This is a genomic window from Pseudarthrobacter raffinosi, from assembly GCF_023913735.1.
GTDB lineage: Bacteria > Actinomycetota > Actinomycetes > Actinomycetales > Micrococcaceae > Arthrobacter > Arthrobacter raffinosi.
In genome coordinates, this window is sequence record NZ_JAMXBH010000034.1 from 1 (window position 1) to 19,697 (window position 19,697).

17 protein-coding genes and 1 pseudogene are annotated in these 19,697 nt (G+C 59.3%); 11 read left to right on the top strand and 7 right to left on the bottom strand.

What is annotated here, in order from left to right; genetic code table 11:
- Nucleotides 1-364 precede the first annotated feature (364 nt).
- The 8 genes from NG698_RS20865 to NG698_RS20900 all read left to right on the top strand — a co-directional run bounded on the left by NG698_RS20865 (nucleotide 365) and on the right by NG698_RS20900 (nucleotide 10,364).
- On the top strand, nucleotides 365-1,702 hold the full coding sequence (locus NG698_RS20865; protein WP_252612113.1) for a restriction endonuclease: 1,338 nt from the start codon (nucleotides 365-367) through the stop codon (nucleotides 1,700-1,702).
- Nucleotides 1,699-2,049, top strand: coding sequence for a hypothetical protein (locus NG698_RS20870; protein WP_252612115.1), 351 nt, complete (start codon nucleotides 1,699-1,701; stop codon nucleotides 2,047-2,049). Before NG698_RS20865 ends, NG698_RS20870 begins: the two co-directional genes overlap by 4 nt.
- A gap of 364 nt (nucleotides 2,050-2,413) precedes the next feature.
- On the top strand, nucleotides 2,414-4,774 hold the full coding sequence (locus NG698_RS20875; RefSeq protein ID WP_252612117.1) for a penicillin acylase family protein: 2,361 nt from the start codon (nucleotides 2,414-2,416) through the stop codon (nucleotides 4,772-4,774).
- 19 nt (nucleotides 4,775-4,793) lie between these two features.
- Nucleotides 4,794-5,783: a polysaccharide deacetylase family protein gene (locus tag NG698_RS20880; RefSeq protein WP_252612119.1), complete on the top strand. Its 990-nt coding sequence runs from the start codon at nucleotides 4,794-4,796 to the stop codon at nucleotides 5,781-5,783.
- Nucleotides 5,784-5,890: 107 nt separating this feature from the next.
- Nucleotides 5,891-6,928 carry a sugar ABC transporter substrate-binding protein gene (locus tag NG698_RS20885; RefSeq protein ID WP_252612121.1) on the top strand — a complete coding sequence of 346 codons (1,038 nt, stop codon included), beginning with the start codon at nucleotides 5,891-5,893 and terminating at the stop codon, nucleotides 6,926-6,928.
- A 63-nt stretch (nucleotides 6,929-6,991) separates the two neighbouring features.
- A complete protein-coding gene (locus tag NG698_RS20890; protein WP_252612123.1) occupies nucleotides 6,992-8,494 on the top strand; it encodes a sugar ABC transporter ATP-binding protein in 1,503 nt (500 codons plus the stop codon).
- Nucleotides 8,491-9,516 carry an ABC transporter permease gene (locus NG698_RS20895; protein WP_252612125.1) on the top strand — a complete coding sequence of 342 codons (1,026 nt, stop codon included), beginning with the start codon at nucleotides 8,491-8,493 and terminating at the stop codon, nucleotides 9,514-9,516. Before NG698_RS20890 ends, NG698_RS20895 begins: the two co-directional genes overlap by 4 nt.
- Before the next feature lie 62 nt (nucleotides 9,517-9,578).
- Nucleotides 9,579-10,364, top strand: a complete 786-nt coding sequence (locus NG698_RS20900; RefSeq protein ID WP_252612127.1) for a fumarylacetoacetate hydrolase family protein — start codon at nucleotides 9,579-9,581, stop codon at nucleotides 10,362-10,364.
- Here the strand turns inward: NG698_RS20900 and NG698_RS20905 are convergent.
- Together NG698_RS20905 and NG698_RS20910 are read right to left on the bottom strand one after the other, a co-directional pair.
- Nucleotides 10,353-10,976 carry a response regulator transcription factor gene (locus tag NG698_RS20905; protein WP_252612129.1) on the bottom strand — a complete coding sequence of 208 codons (624 nt, stop codon included), beginning with the start codon at nucleotides 10,974-10,976 and terminating at the stop codon, nucleotides 10,353-10,355. The two genes, NG698_RS20900 and NG698_RS20905, sit on opposite strands and share 12 nt — an antisense overlap.
- A complete protein-coding gene (locus NG698_RS20910; RefSeq protein ID WP_252612131.1) occupies nucleotides 10,973-12,592 on the bottom strand; it encodes a GAF domain-containing sensor histidine kinase in 1,620 nt (539 codons plus the stop codon). Before NG698_RS20910 ends, NG698_RS20905 begins: the two co-directional genes overlap by 4 nt.
- Before the next feature lie 549 nt (nucleotides 12,593-13,141).
- Here NG698_RS20910 and NG698_RS20915 point away from each other — a divergent pair.
- A complete protein-coding gene (locus NG698_RS20915) occupies nucleotides 13,142-13,375 on the top strand; it encodes a hypothetical protein (RefSeq protein ID WP_252612142.1) in 234 nt (77 codons plus the stop codon).
- Nucleotides 13,376-13,413: 38 nt separating this feature from the next.
- Here the strand turns inward: NG698_RS20915 and NG698_RS20920 are convergent.
- The 4 genes and pseudogenes from NG698_RS20920 to NG698_RS20935 all read right to left on the bottom strand — a co-directional run.
- Nucleotides 13,414-13,815: pseudogene (locus NG698_RS20920) on the bottom strand (B3/B4 domain-containing protein); the annotation flags it as partial.
- Nucleotides 13,808-14,062: a cupin domain-containing protein gene (locus NG698_RS20925; RefSeq protein WP_308293064.1), complete on the bottom strand. Its 255-nt coding sequence runs from the start codon at nucleotides 14,060-14,062 to the stop codon at nucleotides 13,808-13,810. The gene NG698_RS20925 and the pseudogene NG698_RS20920, both read right to left, overlap by 8 nt.
- A 59-nt stretch (nucleotides 14,063-14,121) precedes the next feature.
- Nucleotides 14,122-14,703, bottom strand: a complete 582-nt coding sequence (locus NG698_RS20930) for a recombinase family protein (RefSeq protein ID WP_252612133.1) — start codon at nucleotides 14,701-14,703, stop codon at nucleotides 14,122-14,124.
- Nucleotides 14,704-14,905: 202 nt separating this feature from the next.
- Nucleotides 14,906-15,910, bottom strand: a complete 1,005-nt coding sequence (locus tag NG698_RS20935; RefSeq protein ID WP_252612135.1) for a LysR family transcriptional regulator — start codon at nucleotides 15,908-15,910, stop codon at nucleotides 14,906-14,908.
- A 77-nt stretch (nucleotides 15,911-15,987) separates the two neighbouring features.
- Here NG698_RS20935 and NG698_RS20940 point away from each other — a divergent pair, with 77 nt between their 5' ends.
- Nucleotides 15,988-17,316 (top strand): MFS transporter, encoded by a 1,329-nt coding sequence (locus NG698_RS20940; RefSeq protein WP_252612137.1) that lies wholly within the window; start codon nucleotides 15,988-15,990, stop codon nucleotides 17,314-17,316.
- 42 nt (nucleotides 17,317-17,358) lie between these two features.
- Nucleotides 17,359-18,288, top strand: coding sequence for a carbon-nitrogen hydrolase family protein (locus tag NG698_RS20945; RefSeq protein WP_252612139.1), 930 nt, complete (start codon nucleotides 17,359-17,361; stop codon nucleotides 18,286-18,288).
- Nucleotides 18,289-18,457: 169 nt separating this feature from the next.
- On the opposite strand, the gene NG698_RS20950 is transcribed toward NG698_RS20945, so the two are convergent.
- On the bottom strand, nucleotides 18,458-19,300 hold the full coding sequence (locus tag NG698_RS20950) for a hypothetical protein (RefSeq protein ID WP_252612140.1): 843 nt from the start codon (nucleotides 19,298-19,300) through the stop codon (nucleotides 18,458-18,460).
- Between the last annotated feature and the right edge of the window lie 397 nt (nucleotides 19,301-19,697).

Here is a 19,697-nt window from a genome sequence, read left to right on the forward strand (position 1 = left end):
CTCCTGGGTGAATCGTCTGCGTGATGCGGTCATGCTGATCTCTACTTTCGATAGACCCTCATTTTAAGAGGGCCCACTGTCCGAGATCTTCACGGCAGCTCAAATCACTAACGTGACTTTCCCGAGCATTGGTCCTCAACCCCCTAGATGAACGTGGAGATCCCACTTGCGCCATTCGGATCCCCCAGGAAATTACGACATGTCTTTGCTCTACCCCTTATGAATTTTCCAAGTACCGTGCTGAGCCTAACGGAGGACCGCACAGGCACATTGACGATCGCCGTGAGACCTGCAGCCGTTTCGCGGAACGATTCAAGTCGTCTGCTTGGCTTGCTCGGGATTGGAGCCGCGAGGCGACTGCGGCTTGAGTCAGAAACAACTGGAGAAGGACGGCGTGCAGGCCCCGCAGTACCGCAACGTGTGGTTGTGGAGGGACTGGCCGGACCGCGCAGGTAAGAAGGACAACGGCATCGACCTCGTGGCCGAGCGCCAGGACGGCGGTTTCACTGCCATCCAGTGCAAGTTCTACGCCGAGGGCCACCGGATCCAGAAGTCAGATATTGATTCGTTTCTTTCCGCGTCCGGGAAGCCTCCGTTCACGCACCGCCTCATCGTGGACACGACAGGCCGGGACTGGTCAGGAAATGCGGAAGAGATGCTGGACAACCAGCACATCCCTATCCAGCGCATCGGACTAACGGACTTCCGCAATTCCAACATTGACTGGGCCACCTACGAGCTGACGGACCCGTCCAGGGCCCCGAGGTTGCATGAGAAGAAGCAGCTGGGCACCCATCAGCACGAAGACGTTAACGCTGTACTCAAGGGCTTTGAAACCAGCCACCGGGGCAAGCTGATCATGGCCTGTGGCACCGGCAAGACCTTCACCGCTCTGAAAATTGCGGGACGGGTTGCGGAGCAGGAAGGCCACGCCCGGATCCTGTTCCTGGTCCCTTCCCTGGCGCTGATGTCCCAGTCGCTGAAGGAGTGGTCGGATGAGACCACGCAGACGATGCACGCCTACGCCGTCTGTTCCGATACCAAGGTCGGCCGGCAAAAGAATTCCGACTTCACGGACGTGGCCCTCCATGACCTACAGATCCCGGCCACCACGGACGGGGCCACTCTGCTGGAAGCGATGGGGACCCGGGAGCTGGACGAGGGAATGACGGTGGTGTTTTCCACCTACCAGTCCATCGACGCCGTGTCCCAGGCACAGAAAGCCGGCCTGCCGGACTTCGACCTAATCATCTGCGATGAGGCGCACCGCACGACCGGCGCCACACTGGCCGGCACTGAGGATTCCCACTTCGTGAAGGTCCATCGGAACGACCTCGTCGCCGGCGCCAAACGCCTGTACATGACGGCGACACCGCGCCTGTTCAACGACGATACGAAGAACAAGGCGCTGGAGCGGGACGCGATCCTGTGCTCCATGGACGACGAGACGATGTACGGGCCAGTGTTCTACCGGATCGGCTTCGGTGAAGCCGTGACGAAGAAACTCCTGGCCGATTACAAGGTCCTGGTCCTGGGCGTGGAGCAGAGCCAGGTTGTTTCGAGCTTTCAGGATCAGTTGGCGGATTCGGACATGGAACTGCAGATCGACGACGTCGCCAAGCTCATCGGCTGCTGGAACGGCTTGGCGAAGCGCCGTTCGGGCACCCTGAGGCGTCCTTCGGCAATGACCTGGCTCCTATGAAACGCGCGGTGGCGTTCAACCAGATCGAGCTCAACCACAAGGCACCCGAATCTATTCTCGTCGATACCGTCGACCTATCCCCGAAGAAGAAAGCAAAGACGAACGTGGGCGGCAATGCCGGCGGAGGGGAAGCCACTGGTGGAGGAAATGGCGACGACGGAGAGGGTGAAACGACTTACGTGCAGCCGGCTCTCCAGTTCCCGGTAGGGGAGTGGAAGGACTCCGTCTACGCGAAGATCGTGGACAAGTGCGGCAACCGGATGTACTGGGAAGACTGGTCCAAGGACATCGCCGACATCGCCAACAAACACATCACACTCATCAACGCCCTGCTGACCGAAGCGTAAGCGGACTTGCTATGAGCCCCTGGTACCGTTCCAGCCTGACATAGGGACCCTGCCAGCCAGTCCCAGACCAGCCACATCAAGACTCACAGTCGGATATCTCACTTTTTTCACGAGTAACCCTAGGGAGCCGTATTCAACGATGCTGAGGCACGCATTAGCCGGACGGCTAGTACATAGCTAGCCGGATGGCTAGTACATAGCTAGCCAGACCATGGACACATGTTTAGCCTCACGGAACCGTTGATCTAGGGCTTACTTGGAACACGCCTCGAGCAATGTTGGTCGACGGAGTACCGGTGCACCCGGTCACCCTGATCTGCATTCTCAGCGCAACTCAGCTAAGACCATGACCAGGAGATGCGATATGTCCGCACCGATTGATACAGAAACAACCCAGGAAACCTTAGCCTTACCCGGATTGACAGCTCCCGCCGAAATTATCGTCGATCAGTGGGGCGTTCCCCACATCTACGCGGCGAACACTTACGACGCCTTCCGTGTCCAGGGCTTCAACGCCGCACGGGATCGACTGTGGCAGATCGACTTCTGGCGGCGCCGGGGCCTGGGCCGGCTCTCGAGTGTTTTTGGGGAGGCCTACGCGGAACGTGACCGGGCCGCACGGCTGTTTCTGTACCGGGGCGACATGCATCATGACTGGCTCTCCTATGGTTCGGACACTAAGCGCGCGACCACAGCGTTCGTCGAGGGCATTAACGCCTTTATCCAGCTCACGCGTGACGACAAGAGCCTCCTGCCGGCGGAGTTCCAGGAAGTCGGCTATGAACCCGAATTTTGGCAGCCGGAAGATGTATCAAGGATCCGCAGCCACGGACTCTTCTACAACGTCCGGGAAAAGGTGGCCCGTGCGCTTACCATCCGTGACCACGGTGCTGACGTGGAAGAGCTGCGCCGCCGTCGCCAGCCCTTTAACGAGTTATCGGTTCCTGAGGGACTCGACGTTTCGTTGATTCCCGATGACATTCTCGCCGTTTACGATTTGGCCACCACCCCTCCCCCGTTCGCTGCACCTGATCCCCATGCGGCGCAGGGGAAAGTATTGCCTGAGGGAAGCAACAACTGGGTGATCACCGGCAGCCGCACGGCAACGGGCCGGCCTCTTCTCGCGAACGATCCGCACCGTGCGGCCGCCGCACTTCCGGGCCTTCGCTATCTTGCCCACCTTCACGCCCCCGGCTTTGACGTCATCGGTGGGGGCGAGCCGGGTCTTCCCGGGATCAGCATCGGGCACAACGGCCGTATCGCCTTCGGACTGACGATCTTCGCCATTGACCAGGAGGAGCTGTACATCTACGAGCTGAACCCTGAAAATCCGCGGGAATACCTCTATCAGGACCGCTGGGAACCGATGCGTATCGAACGTGAGGTAGTTGAAGTAAAGGACGGTGACGACGTTGAAGTGGATCTGGTCTTCACCCGTCACGGACCCGTTATTCATATCGACGAAGCCGCCGGCACGGCGTTCGCTATCCGAGCCGCGTGGCTGGAGCCGGGCATGGCGCCGTATCTGGGGAGCATGGACTACATGCGGGCCCAGAACTGGGACGAGTTCCTCGGCGCCATGAACCGCTGGGGTGCACCTCCGGAAAACCAGGTCTATGCGGACACCGATGGCAACATCGGCTGGAAGACCGGCGGCCTTACTCCCATTCGCACGAACTGGGACGGTACCCTGCCGGTTCCCGGTGATGGCCGCTACGAGTGGTCCGGGTTCTACGATATGGACGAGCTTCCGGGCGACTTCAACCCGGAACAGGGATGGATTGCCACGGCAAACGAGATGAACCTCCCCGAGGATTTTCCCAAGGACCGGCACATCACTTATGACTGGTACGCGCCTTACCGCCGCCATCGCATCGATGAGGTCCTTGAGACGATGACGGAGGCCACTGTTGAGGACATGGTTGAGCTCCAGAGCGACTACCTCAGCATCCCGGCACGACGCATACTCGACGCAGTGCGGGCGTTGCCCTTCACGGACGTGGCAGCGGTGGATGGCCTGAACAGCCTTCTGACTTGGGACAACAAGCTTTCCGCGGACTCGGGTGCCGCAGCCCTCTTCGAAGTCTGGTATCGCAGGCATCTGCGTCCCGCGATCATGGCGAAAGCCGTCAGCGAATCGACCGGCCAGGCGGAGAATCCGGGAGTCCTGAGGCGGATTGCCAACAAAGAAGACCTCCTGGCAGACGCACGCATCGACCTGGAGCTTATGGAAGATCCTGGAAATCGCCTAGGACCGAATCCCACCACCTTTCTGATCGAGACAGTGACGACGACTCTTCCTGCCGCCCTGAAAGACCTCGAGAAGCTGCTGGGGCCGGACAGACAGAGCTGGACATGGGGGCAGCTCCACGTCGCCCGCGCCGTCCACCCCCTTAGCCCAATCCTCACCGGAGTTGACCGGGAGAAGCTGAGCGCAGGCCCGCTGCCGCGTGGAGGCAGTGGAGACACCGTCGGCAACACCGCTTACGGCCCGAACTTTGTGCAGAGTGCAGGATCAACATTCCGGGTTGCCATCGACGTCGGCAACTGGGACGCCTCCCTGGCAATGAACGCCCCTGGGCAGTCGGGGAACATGAACAGTCCGCACTACACGGACCTGTTCGAGCCATGGTCACGGGGAGAAGCGTTCCCCCTGCTCTACTCGCGGGCCAGCATCGAAGCCGCGGCAGAACACATAATCCACCTCACACCGATCACCAAGTAAGAAACACGAAAGGGAAGCAATGGGACACCTGCAACTACCTGAGGGCAAAAGAATTGCCGTCAACCTTGGCACGGACTTTGATGCCCAAGCCCTCTGGATGGGCGCGTTCAACCGGGTCTCACCAGCAACCATGGCTCGGGGCGAGTACGGCGCCGAAGTCGGCGTACCCCGCCTGTTGGACCTTTACGACCGCTACAACGTCAAATCGACCTGGTTCACGCCGGGACACTCGGTCGACACGTTTTCCGAGCAGTGCAAACAGGTCCTTGACAAGGGACACGAATTCGGCCATCACGGCTATTATCACGAGGTCCCCCCGGGAATCACGAAGGAGACGGAAAAGCGGCTCATGCAGCTGGCCTTCGATTCCTTCAAGAAGGTGCTGGGAATCCGGCCAACCGGATACCGTTCACCGTATTGGGACTACAGCGACAACACACTGGATCTGGTGGAAGAGTTCGGCTTCACATACGACAGCAGCCTGATGGCCCGCGACCTCGTGCCCTACTACCCTCGCCGTTGGCAAGTTCGCTGGGAACAGGGCAACATTCCGGGCAAAGCAAGCCACGTTCTGGAAATTCCTGTCAACTGGTACCTGGACGATTTCCCCCCGCTGGCCTACACGGGACCCCAAGCGGGTATGCAGGATACAGAAACTATCCTCCGACGTTGGCGGGACATCTTCGACTATGCCTACGACAACGTGGCCAACCCCGTCTACGCGACGTGCGTGCATCCCCAGATCATCGGTCAGGCGCACCACATCATGTGGTACGAGCGGCTGATCGAGCACATCGCCTCCAAGGACGGCGTGTGGTTCGCAACCTTGGACGAAATCGCCGCCGCCTGGGTTGATGACGACGAGGACCTCCGCCTGCAGTCGCTACCCGACGTGCGGGGAATCGAGGAGCCCCCGGCCGACTCCAGCTTCGCTCGGGAAAAAGCAGCGGCAGCCGGACTGGTCCAGTCCCTTCGCGAGGACAACCTGGAGTTTCTCGCAGCCGAATAGCACCACCGTTGCCCGCTGGGGCGCTCCGAAGCACCCCAGCGGGTAACCCACAGGCCAGCTGGCCTAAGCATCCATGATTTTAGATTCAGCGATCCCTAAGGACGACTATGAAACGTTCAATAGCAGCGGCTGCCATGCTCAGTGCTTCCGCTCTCCTGCTAGCGGGCTGCTCAACAGCCAGCTCACGGGCAGAAACCGCCAGCTCGACGGGCGTCACGCAAGCGGCCGCCACCTCCGTGAAGAATCCAGCGGACCTGAAAATGGCTTTCTTTTCGTCAGGAACCAGCAATGAATACCTGAAGGTGGCCATTGAGGACGCCAAAGCAGTTGCGGCAAAGGAGGGGTTCAAACTTGACGTCTTCGACGGCCAGTGGGACGCAAAGGTTCAGTTCGACCAGATGCAGACCGCCCTGAGCAGTGGAAAATACAACTCCTTTGCGGTGGAGGCTATCGACGGCAACCTGGTGTGCGATCTTCTTACCAAAAACGCGCCAGAAGCCGGCGTCATGGTTACCATCTTCAACGTGCCGATCTGCGGGCGTGCAACAAAATCCGGTGCCGAGGCTTGGGAACCGGGAACGGTGACGTTCGTCGGCGGCCAGGCTCCGGAAGTGTACAACGAGTGGGTTGCAGGAGTAATGGCTGCCTACCCGAATGGAGCAAAAATTGCACTGATTTCCGGGCCGCCGCTCAGCGCCAACACAATTAATTTCACTAAAGCGGCGGAAGCTTTCAAAGCCAACCCAAAGTACGAAATTGTGGCGTCCCAGACCACGGATTACACGACCCCCAAAGCTTTCAGCGCAGCACAATCGATCGTCCAGGCGAATCCCGGGGTGGACGTTATTATGTCCAACTACACGGGCATGACTAGAGGTGTTGCACAAGCCACTGCGGGAACGCACATTGCCGTCTACGACTTCGGTGGGGACCAGTGGGCCCTGGACAACGTGACCTCCGGCGCCTTGGCGGGGACAGTAATGATGCTTCCGCGCCAAGAGGCCGCACAGGCGGTTCAAGCAGTTGTTGATCACGTCGCAGGCAAGAAAGTACCGCAGTTCATAGACCTTTCAAAATCGGATTCCCTGCCTGGAACACCGTTTGTCACCAAGGCCAATGTCGCCAAATTCAAGGCCGAGTACTAAGGAACCGCGCCCGGCCGGGAGCGAAGATGCTCCCGGCCGGGCTACCAGCCAGGGAGGACAACATTGAACGAATCAACGATTGCGGCGGAGTGCGACCACGTGTCAAAGAAGTTCGCCGACAAGTACGCTGTCCACGCGGCAAGCTTTCGGGTTGAGGCGGGCAAAGTACACGCACTTGTGGGCGAAAATGGCGCTGGCAAGTCAACCCTCCTCGGCATGATCAGCGGACGGGTGTCCGTCACCGAGGGAACCGTGAGCATCTTCGGGACAGCCCTCACGCAGGCGGATCCGCGGCAGTCGCGGATGCATGGACTGGTGGTGGTCTATCAGGAACTGACCATGATTCCGGCCCTCACTGCCGCCCAGAACATGTTTTTGGGCCAGAATGCCAGCCGCGGAGGGTTCCTCCAGGAGTCGGCCATGCGCTCACGGTTCATCAGCATGTGCAAGGAGTTCGATGTCGACATCAATCCCGACACCGCAGCGCGTGACCTGTCTGTTTCCCAACAACAGATCGTGGAAATTCTTCGCGGTGTGCAGGCGCGAGGCAGGATTCTCATACTTGACGAACCCAGTGCGGCCCTTGCGGAGCACGAACGTGAGACGTTATATAAAATTCTGAACCGTCTGCGCAGTCAGGGCACAACAATCATCTTTGTTAGCCACAATTTGGATGAAGTCCTACAGCTCAGCGATACCATCACGGTGCTCCGGGATGGGGAAATTATCCGCACTGCTCCGCGCAGCGAGTGGACCAAAAGCTCGCTCGTGCATGACATGGTCGGTAAGGATGTCGTCGTAGAGCGCCGCACTGACCGCCACCAGATCGGGGCGCTGGCCCTCTCCGTGAAAAACGTTCAAACGCCTCCAGCGGTCAACGGCATCACACTTACCGCCCGCAGGGGAGAGATCGTGGGGCTTTGGGGTCTCGTCGGCTCCGGGCGGACCACCTTCATGCGTAGTTTGGCCGGCCTGGAACCGAGCTCCAGCGGGGAACTTGAGGTGGAAGGCCGTGAACTGCCGTGGCCCGGCTCGGCCCGAACTGCCATTGACTACGGAATCGCCCACGTGACCGAGAGCCGCAAACACGGCCTAGTGCTCGGCATGGACGGCGCCAGCAATTATTGGATGGGGCGCAGAACGCCCTCCCCCTGGTGGCTGTCTCCGGTCCGGGAAGTGCAGGGCGCCAAGGACAAGGCCGTCTACTTTGGGTTCAAGCCCGAGCGGCTGACAGAGCCCGTGAAGAATCTCTCCGGCGGCAATCAGCAGAAGGTGTTGCTTGCCAAGTGGGCAGGGCATTCGCCAAAAATCATGCTCGTGGACGAACCTACACGAGGCATCGACGTCGGCGCGAAGTCTGAGGTAATGGCCTCCCTTATCAGACTCGCGAAGGACGGAGCCACAATCATCGTCACATCATCCGAGCTTGAGGAAGTTCTCGCCATTTGTGATCGGCTCCTCGTCTTTTCCCATGGTCGTGTAGTGAGAGAAATAGACACCGCAAATGACCCGTACACAGTGAGGGACATCGTGAAGTTTGGATTTGGAGAGGATGAAGTCGCATGACAAAGACCACTTTGGTTGAGCCGCAAGCAGCTGACGTCGGCCAACCGGTTTTAGGAGCCCGCAACGCTTTTTTTGGTCAAGGAATCAGCTGGGCTTATCTGGCCGGAAAATACAGCATGGTCGGCGTGCTGATCGTCTTAATAGCGGTTGCAACAATTCTCTATCCGGGTTTCCTGTCGTCAGGGAACATAGGCAACATCCTGAGCCAGAATGCCGCCGTTGGAATTATTGCCGTTGGCATGACATTCGTGATCATCACAGGCGGCTTCGATCTGTCAGTCGGGGCGGTATACGCCTTGGGATCAGTCATCTACGCCGGTGTTACGCTCCAGACCGGTTCCGTATTCGTCGCAGGCCTCGCGGCTCTTCTGGCTGGCATAGTCGCCGGAATCGCCAACGGTGCGTTGGTTTCCCTTCTTAAGATCAACCCCTTCGTCGCCACCCTCGGTACTGCATCGGTTATTTCGGGTATTGCCTACATCTACTCAGATTCTTCGCCTTTCATCGTCAACAAGATTCCCGAGTTCCGGGACCTTGCACTGACCTACATTGCCGGCGTTTCCCTTCCAATATGGATCCTGGCGGCAGCATTTATCATCGGGACCGTAGTGCTCGCAAAGACCAGCTATGGCCGCAATATCGCAGCGATCGGCGGGAACTACGAAGCTGCGTGGCTGTCAGGGCTGAGGGTCAAAGGGCTGTCCGCGGGTGTCTACATCCTTACTGGCGGCCTGGCCGCCCTCGCGGGCATGATGGATTCCTCTCGCCTGGGCGTAGGACAGGCTGACGTAGGCGCGACAATAGCCCTCGATGCCATTGCCATCGTAGTTGTCGGCGGCACATCGCTTCGCGGCGGTGAAGGCGCCGTTTGGCGCTCAGCAATAGGGCTACTGATCCTCGCGGCACTCACCAACGTCTTCTACAGCCTCAATGTCACCCAGAACTGGCAGCTAATTGCCAAGGGAACAATCGTGGTCGCAGCCGTGGCCGTCGACGCCCTGATGCGGTCCAGGAGACGATGACAGCGCCTTGAAACAATGGAACGATTCCAATGGAGCGGCCGAGCGAGAGAGATGAGTGCGTCATGAAGATTGCCCGCTTCGGCAAGGAGGACGACTACCGCTATGGAATAGTCGACCACTTGGAGCTCCTCGTACTTGACGGGAATCCTCTGCTTGACGGCATAGCGAAAACGGGCGAGCGCATACCTGTGGCTAACATAGTCCTTCTTGCTCCGATTAGTTCGCCTTCCAAGGTGGTATGCGTGGGTCCGAACTATGCCACCCCCGGACACGATCCGCGCTTGAAGGAGGTTGCTGATCCGACGATTTTCCTCAAATTCAATTCATCGGTGATCGGGCCGGGAGAGGCCATTCTGATACCGCCCGTGGAGGGCCGTTTGGTACACGAGGGCGGCCTCGCCGTGGTCATAGGGAAGACAGCCAAAGGAGTGAGCGCCGCGGATCATGCTCGGTACATCTACGGGTACACGATTGCGAATGATGTTTCGGCAAGAGACCTGATGTTTACGGAAGGTCAGTGGGGGCGCGCTAAGGGGTACGACACCTTTTGCCCCGTAGGGCCGGTGATCGAAACGGATCTCGATCCAGGCAACCTGCTGATCGAGACATTCGTTGATGGCGAACTCCGACGCAGGGGAAGCACATCCGAAATGCTCCATGCGATTCCCGAGTTGATCGCGTTCATTTCAGATGTGTGCACGTTGCTCCCCGGAGACCTGATCCTGACGGGAGCTCCGCGGGGAATGGGCGGGTTCACTAACGGACAAACTGTGGACATCCGTGTGGAAGGGATCGGTATACTGAGCAACCCGGCTCGAAACCGGGAAGCCACCCTCTCATTCCAATAGATGCATGGTCATGGCCAAGTGCACCAGTTCGGCTCTTCGCTGGAGGTTGTGCCGTTTGAGCATGGCCGAAATATGGAACTTGACCGTATGCGGGCTGACATGCAGCTTTTCGGCGATGTCGTAATTGTTCGATCCTCTTGAGATTTCAGAGACAATTAAGAGTTCGCGGTCGCTGAAGGCCTGCGCGTTTTTTGGGTTGAGGGACTCACGCAGGAGAGAGCCGGACAGTCTGGAATCGAAATAGCTTCCGGTCCGAAAGACTTCGCGGAGAATGTCCGGCATCTTCCGTGTGTTCGTATCTTTGAGGGCATATCCGGACGCCCCTGCGTGGATGGCTTGCTTCAGTAGTGCTGCGTTTCCATAGGAACTGAAAAGAATAACCTTCGTGGCCGAAAAAGTCTCGGTCAGGACTGAGCAGGTTTCGATACTGCTTTCGCCGTCCAACTGCAGGTCGAGTAGGACAATATCCGGCGCGGTGGACTGCAGTAGAGAGTATGCATCGTGCAGTCGACTTGTCACACCCACCAGCTCGAGGTCTTCCTCGCGTCGGGCCATTGCCCACAGCCCGTCCTGGACGACCTCGTGGTCATCTATGACGCAGAATCGGATCATTGCTTCTTCCCAGTTCGAAGACGGTCCACATGGGCTGTAACGGTGAGTCCGAAGGGGGACGTCCTGCCAAAAGTGAGAAGACCCCCAACTGAATAGACGGCTTCCTGCATGCCTCCGACACCAAAGTGCAGCGGCGAGGCGGGGTTCTCCAGTTGCCACAGCGGCATCCCGCGGCCGTTGTCCCGGATACTCAGAGTGGCCTGTTGAGCGTCGAGATCGAGTTGAACGTGGATGTGATTGCATCCCGAGTGTCTCTCGGCATTTACGACAGCCTCCTGGCCGACACGAATCAGAGCATTGGCCGCCGGGACCGACATCGAACTGAATCGCGGTTCGATGTTTTCACCATGGCTCCGGGTTATTCCAGGAACATGCCGCAGCTCCATGATTTTGTTAATGACCCTGTACGCGTCGGTTTCTCCAGTACTGTCCTCTTCAACAAATGCCTGCGACAACTGGCCTCTAAGCGCATCCATCGCCGATTCAATAGACTTCTCAATAGCTGCGAAGTGCCGTTGCGCCTCGGGGGAAGTCACGCTTCGTCGGCTCTCGTCCACAACGTAGCCGATCTCAACCAAGCGCCGGACCACTGAATCGTGGATAGCGTAGGCAAGGCGTTCGCGTTCGTCCCGCTTGATAACCTGGCCGCGATACTCGTCGATTTTGAGTTGTTCGAGACCGAGCGTCGCAAAACCTGTGAATTCCTCCAAAATCCGCTCATCCGTTTCGCTGAACGCGCGCAGACGGCGGTCTCCAATGTAGATGACAGCATTGACTTCCCCGTCGACCATCACGGGTGCGGCCATGGCCGAGACGATGCCCTCCCCCTTGGTTTCGGCAATGAAAGCGAACTTCAACTGATCATCCTGGGAATAGTCCAATGATCGAACAGGACGCTGGAGTAACCGCGCAAGCCCTCCCAGACCGTGGCCCTCCTCGACTTTCAGTCCACGGAACGCGGGCGTGTGGATACCCAAGGTTTGAGTGAAGGTGAAAACTGATCTATCTCGCTGAGGCATTGCCAAGTACGACACTTCTGTGTTGAAAAGCCTCTTTGCAGAATGCAATATGGCCGCAAGCCGCGACTCGGCATCGGACAGGCATGCGTTGGCTTCGGCCACCTCTTTCAGTGCGGCGTGTAGATCACTTCTAATCTTGGACATTCCGGCAGTCCGGCCAGAATGAACAGCGTTGACAACTTCAACGGAGCGACGCGCGGAGGATACGCCCGACGTCAGAGGCTCCAGTGAGGAATTTCCCACTATCAGAGCACCGACTCCACACTCATCGCTCCAAGGAACGACGATCGCGGAAGATAGGCGGAGAGATCGCTGGCGCAGAAGAGATCGTATCTGCATATCAACCGCCAATAGTGGATGTTTTCCGACCGGACTTTCACTAGGGATTAGTGGCTCGTTGGGTCGGAAGAATTCTTCGCCGTCACGTGTTGAGCTGGCCAATGCTACGGTGGTGGCAGAAGAATGCGGTCGGTAGGTTACGACGGCAAAGTCAGCTTCGAGGGCTATGCGATTTTCATCAATTATGGTGTGAAGCGCAGCCTGAATTTCGTGTGACAGGCCCCCGTCCAAGACATAGGGATCAGTGGCGCCGGTCATTGCTTCTCCTGCGCCCGCGTCTTTAGTTCATTCATGTCTACTCCGAAGTTATGTTATGACGCCATCATCAAACCACTCGTGTCTACGGGATACGTCCCTAAATACATAAAGCCGAACTGGCCGTTGAAGTGATTTAGGACACATGTCTGATGATAGTGTAGCCTTGTCCCGTAGATCTGAAGGCCCCGTAAAATATCGGGATTGGCCTCTGATCCATAGCCGCGCCGCCACCGGGACACTCAAGCCCGTCAACTCCCGCGGAGGACCAGCGGCTCGACGATCAGGGGCGCGTCGCACGGCCAGACCAGGACGGCGTTCCCGGGCCTGTAATTCCCGTCGGCGAGGAGGCTGACCTCGGTCCTTCGACCGAAAGTTCGCTTGGTGGTCAATTCACAGTCAGGAATGGCGTTTTGGCTGACGTCGGGGCAGGGATTGTCCCGTGTGGCACCGGCAAATCATCTGGCGTGTACGGCTCGGAGCGCACCCGGTTCCAGCATTGACGAATGATGGACCGCACCGTATGGCAGCACATGGTCGTCCGAAGTCCAGATGAACGGTCTTGGTATCGGCCAGCAGCTCGGCTGGCTGACCCCGGCTGACTTCCGCGCCTGGGACCGGCTGGAACGGATCGGCCTTCTGGCAGGACCCGGCGAGCCGGCCCTCATCGCGCTGATCGCGCCTGGGCGGCAGCGTGCCTTCAAGCACGCGGATCCGCGCTCAGCCGTGCGGCCTGAAACAGCAGGTAATCTGACCACAACCGACCACGATTTTATGGGGAAATGACTGGGCAAAATGAAGGGCGACCGTCTGAACACGGCAGCGGCGTAGCCGGTCAGGTCCTCTCCACCCAGCGGGACCTGGTGGAGCACAGAGACTGCGTTGTAGAGGTCGGTGAGACGGTTGACCCGGGGCAGACCGGACGCCGGACGGCGCAGCAGCGCCTCCTGGCTGTTGCGTGTGCGCTGCGGCTTGGCTCCGAACGACGTGTAAGCCTCGCGCCACGCAGCCACGTGCGGCAGGTGCTCCACAGGCCGCTCGCTCAGTGCTTCGCGGGCTGAGGCCTCCGCTGCCAGGAGCAGCGTGTTACTGGTCCGGTCGCTCGGGCCCGGGACGAGCCCATCGACGGCGAGCAGGACGGCGCGGTAGTCGGGCCGCAACGAGAACACTGCGGCGTCGACTGCGCCGCCGTCGAGGAATTCCTGAAGTGTGCCCAGGTCAGGCATCGGACACCTCCGGCCGGTGTCCGGACCCCACACCCGGCTCGAAGACGGCGAGGGAGAACCTTGCCGGCTCCGTGCCCGGATTGGCGTAAGTGTGTGCCACGTCGCCGGGGAACGCGACCGCATCGCCGGCGTCGAGAATGACCGATTGCCCTGCGACCACGACCGTGACAGCGCCCTGATGGACCTGCAACAGCTCCTTGGTGCCCGGCGAGTGGGCCTCGCTCATGTGATGGTTTCCGGGACCCAGGGTCCAGTCCCATAGCTCCGGGTCCGAGGAGGATCGGTACGGAAATTCACGCTAAGCGGTCATGCGGCGTCGCCGGCGCGTTTGATGGCACGGTAGACGGTTGAACGCGCTACCGCGAAGAGTTCGGCAAGTTCCACCGTCGTGTGCGTCCCTGCTCGGTGAACGGAGACCAGGTGTGTTTCCTGTTTTTTCGAGAGCTTGGGCTGCTTCCCACGGAGGCGGCCCTTCGCCTTGGCGACCGCCATGCCTTCCCGGGTCCGTGCGCGGATCAGGTCGGCTTCGAATTCCGCGACCATGGCCAGGACGTTAAAGAGGAGCCGGCCCACGGGATCGGTCGGGTCGTGGACGGAGCCGCCGATGCTCAGCTTGACCTCGCGGCGGGTGAGTTCGTCGACAATGTCTTTTGCATCGCGCAGCGATCGGGCTAGGCGGTCGAGTTTGGTCACGACCAGGGTGTCCCCGGCCCGGCAGGCGGCCAGCGCTTCCCGGAGTCCCGGCCGTGCCCGGTTGGCACCGGTCAGGCCCTGATCTGTGAACGTCTTCCCCGGCGTCACCCCCAGAGCGAGCAGGGCGTTTTTCTGTGCGGTGAGGTCTTGGTCGTTGGTGGATACGCGGGCGTATCCGATGAGGAGTCCGGTCATGGTGTTGAATGTACCGTTTAGCCTCCCTTCACCGGGCATTTTTGCGGGCGGGTCTTACGGGAATCGACCGGCCCCGGAAACGCTGTGACTGTTAGTTCAGAATGGCGGCTTTTTCACAGGTCGATTGGCGGTTTTAGCTGTCCAAGACCTCTCTTAATCGCCCGTGCGGACACAACTTCAGGGCTGCAGCAAACCCAGCCAATTACGGGTGACTACTATTCCGCGTCGTCGCGGTCTCGTGCAATTCCTTGGAAGTGGCGTCGATTGCGACGGGCGCGGAGGGAAAGTCCAGGTCCGCGCAAGCTTCCACCATTTTTCGTAGCCAGGCATGTTCGGGCTGCGTTTCCTTTGGTACTTCCCAGAGCAGGGAAATGGTAAACCTGGGCACAGGGATCGGTGGGTGGCTCATTGTCAGCCCTGCCGCATCTGAGAATGCTTTGGCCGTGTATGTGGGAATCGTGGCAATCAGATCGGCTGTTCGAAGAACGGCGACAGCCCCGGCAAAGTGGCTGATGGATGCGACCGCCTTGCGCTCATATCCTTGAGTCTCGAGGATCTCATCGACGAAACCACGTTGCGCGTCGTAGGAGACGCGAAGATGCCCGGAGTTCGCATAGTCTTCGAGGGACAACGGATCCGACAATTTCATTCGCCGTCCGTCGTATAGGCATGAATAGCTGGACGCGAACAGGACGCTGTGCTGGTAAGCGGCAGGCACCTGTGGCGGAGTCGCGCAAATCACCAGGTCCATCCGTGGATCGTCGAGAGCCTCCTGCCAGAGCAGGCTGTTGGTCTGGTGAAAGGAGAATTTCACGTTCCAGCTGCTGCGGATGGCTTCAGTGACGATTTTCGGGACGAATACAGCTTCGAGATCGTCTGACATCGCGATGTGGAAGGTTCGGTTCGATGTCGTCGGTTCGAATTTCTCGTCTTCGAACACCAAATCAGAGACCAGCTTCAGGGACTGGCCAATCCTGGGCGCTAAGGCCAGCGCCTTAGCCGTCGGCACCATGCCGGACCGTGATTTTTGGAACAGCGGATCGTCGAATATGAGGCGGAGGCGCCCAAGGGCGGCGCTCACGGCTCCTTGGGTTACGTACAGCTTCGCTGCCGCCCGTGTGACGTGGCGCTCTTGCATCAGCACATGGAAGACCACGAGAAGATTCAGATCAACTTTCCGGAGATTAGTTTCGTTAATGATGCTCATCCTGACTATTAGTTGTACATGTGACCAGCGTAACTGCGATTCTGTTGGAAAGCCCCGACCTACCTGAAGAGGAACCAATGAAACGTGCAGTAGCGCTAGCGGAGGTGAAGGCTTCACCGACTGTTCCACGGCTGGCGAAGACCGAAATCCGGAATCGGCAGGTCGCCGTCGGGATCGGAAACTTCATGGAATGGTTCGACTTTGCCATCTATGGCTACTTCGTGGCCGTGATCGGTGCGCAGTTTTTCCCTGCCGGCGACCCGGCGACCGAAGTGCTGTCTTCGTTGGCCGTTTTCGCGGTTGGATTCATCGCCAGGCCTCTCGGCGCCATCGTCTTGGGTCCGATCGGAGACCGCCACGGGCGCAAGCTGGTCCTCGTGATCACGGTGCTGGGCATGGGCCTGACAACCGCACTGATCGGCGTCATTCCTTCCTACGCGTCGATTGGAGTTGCGGCACCAATCCTGGTGGTCATCCTGCGCTGCATCCAGGGCATGATGGTCGGCGGTGAATGGTCGACCGCCGCTACGTACTTGGGCGAGAGCGCCCCGGCAAACCGGCGGGGGCTCCACGCCAGCCTGGTCACCGCAACCGCCGGTCTGGCATTCCTTGTTGGAACAGTCGTGGCTGCAGCCATCAATGGCTTCCTGACGCCACAGGAAGTGTCCGCATGGGGCTGGCGGGTTCCGTTCATCGCATCGTTGGTGATGGCCGTCGTCGCAATCTTCATCCGTCAGAAGCTCGGCGAGACCCCCGTCTACGAGGAAATGGCCCGGCGACGCGAAGAGTTCAAGCCCGCCCCCGTGCCGATGGCCGTCAAGATGCGCGCGTTCGTCCTAACCTTGGCATTTTCCGCGCTCTTCGGTGTCAGCCTCTACTACTTCATCACTTACGCGAACAACCACCTGTCAGGGGTAGTGGGCATGCCCCGCGTCGAGGCCCTCACAGCCTGCGGCATTGCACTGGCGGTTTATGTGGTCGCCAACCCCCTGCTGGGCAGCCTCAGCGATCGCATCGGCCGGCGCCCCCTCGTGCTCCTCTCAGCCCTGGGCCTGACCATCTTGAGCGTCCCGATCTTCTTTGCCCTGAACAGCGGCATCTTCGCCGTCGTTCTCCTTGGGCTTATTGTTCTGGGAGTGCTGGTAGCCATGGCTGCCGTCATGAACGTGGTGCTGCTGGTTGAGGTCTTCCCCGCATCTATCCGCTCCACCGGCTCCGCGTTGGGCTACAACGTCGCACTGGCCGTGTTGGCCGGCCCGGGTCCCCTGGTCGCAGCCAGCCTGATCAAGGCCACCGGCAACAATGTCGCACCAGCCTTCTACCTCGCAGGCATCTCCCTCGCCGCGCTGATCGTTCTGTGGATCATGCTTCCGGAGACAAAGCACAAAGACATCAGCGAAGGCTAGCCCCCGGCGCATCGATCACGACCACGTGAAAGCTAAGGACCAATGACCCAAGTAGCAGTAGTTCAAGCAGCATCCGTCCCCTTCAACGCCCAAGCGGCAGTAGACAAGACCGTGGATCTGATCCGGCAATGTGCCGAAGGAGGAGCCGAACTCGCAGTCTTCCCCGAAGCGTTCATCGGCGGCTACCCCAAGGGCAGCACCTTTGGAAGCACCATAGGTAACCGAAGCGCGGCCGGCCGGAAGCTCTTCGAGCAGTACTACTCGGCCTCGATCACTCTGGACGGCAAGGAAGTCGCCCAGCTCTCGGCGGCATCGCGCGAGTTCAACGTCTTCGTTGTCATCGGCGTCATCGAACGGCTCGGCAACACCCTCTACTGCACCGCCTTGATGATCTCACCCGAAGATGGTCTGGTTGGCAAACACCGCAAGCTCATGCCAACCTCCGTGGAACGGCTGGTCTGGGGATTCGGCGATGGCTCCACCCTGGACGTCGTGGACAGCCCGGCCGGGCGCCTCGGCACTGTCATCTGCTGGGAAAACTACATGCCCCTACTGCGGCAGGCTATGTACGCCAAAGGTGTGGAAATCTACTGCGCCCCGACCGCGGACGACCGCCCCAGCTGGCAACACTCCATGGTGCACATCGCCCTCGAAGGCCGCGTCTTCGTCCTGTCGGCATGCCAGACCATCACCAAAGACGCCTATCCGGCCGACTACGAATTCGAGTTCGAAACCGGGGACAACGTCATGCGCGGCGGAAGCATGATTGTGGACCCGCTCGGCAACGTCCTCGCCGGCCCCGTCTTTGACGAGGAAACCATCCTGTATGCCGACGCAGAACTTAGCAAGAAAACAGAATCACACCTCGACATGGACATCACCGGAAACTACGCCCGTCCCGACGTCTTTTCACTCAGCGTCGACACCAGGGCGAAGAACTCCGTCGAATTTTACGGCCATGTGACCGCCTAAACCCCAAGTAAGACCCATGAGGCCCCCAGCTCCGGCGGGGGCCTCATCGGTTCCTGCCCAGGGCGCCAGAAACGACCCTTTATGCACGATTAAGAAACTTTCAGTGCTGTCATTTTCAGCGACTGCACGAAATTTCAGAAGTCCTCTGCACGCCTCACGCTGGGGCGCACTACGTCGATCTTGCGAGCCTATTGAGAAGGTTATTGATCAATGACTGGAGCCGCGCTTTGGCTTCGTCGCCGCTGCCAGCAAAATCGAATGCGACGTTCATTCGCTGATTGTTCACGGTCCCAAGCCCTAGATGTAGATTTCCGCCGTGATTGGCTTCTGAGGCTATCCCCGGCGGAACGTCCACAACTAACCCCGCTGGGACACTGACGAGCGCGCCGGAGATTTCCGCCAGTCTCAGCAAGACCGGGGAACCGTCGGCAATGCTGGGTGCTCTAATGTCGCTTTCGTCGAAGAACCCAATCATGTGACCCGCAACGACGAAGTAACCAGGCCAGACGTGATCCTGGCTGTACAGTCGAGCCGGGATAGAGGCCATCCCAGTGAGGTCGAACACTCCGTTTGCTGCAAAGTATGGGCCAAACCCCAGGTAGTTGCCGGATGTGCCCGTTGCGTTCGAAGCCTGACCAGATGGGACAATCGCTGTCACCGTTGTCTGGGGTGCGTTTCCGACAGGATCGAAGCTCGGGTTCGACACAAAGGCTGCCAGGTACGAAGCGACTTCCGGCTTACGCCAGAGCAGGGACAAAACCGCGTCCTGAGCTCTTGGGTCGTGCCGAAGCAAAGCTGTCCGAAGACTTTCCTTCCTCCAGGCCCAGTAAGCTGCGCGGATTAGCAGCAGGGGGATCACTCCTAGCCCTATCAAGATGAACTTGTTCGCACTGGGAGAGGATGCAAATCCGCCACTTAGGCCAAAGATGATGCCGCCAAAGAGCCCACTGAGCAGTGCAGTTTTCAGCCAGCCAATTTGGTCTTTACCCAAGAGCCAATCAAATAGCTGCATCTTGAATCTCCTACGCCGACGGTTCTTGTGGCATGAGCTTACTGGCACTGTCGGCAATCTCGGACGGACTGCCCGGATTTGGCCGGCGCGGGTCACTGTGCTGAATGGGCAGCCGCCCATGCACCGTCAAAAAGACGTAGGTCCGACACGCCCGTCTTAGGATTCACGGCACCGACGCGCGCATATGGTCGGATACATGGAAAGGGACGATGCCGGCGAGTTGGCAGGGCAGAGCTCGATCAACGAACTGCTCAACGAACCGGTCGGCGGTACTCATATCCAGATGCTGCTGCGCTGAATATTGGCCTTCAGGGGGTCCAGAGGTGGTGCGGGTGAGCGCCGTGGTCGGAATCCCGATTGGCGTGGGTGAGCGCCAGTGTCGGTGTGGGTGAGCGCC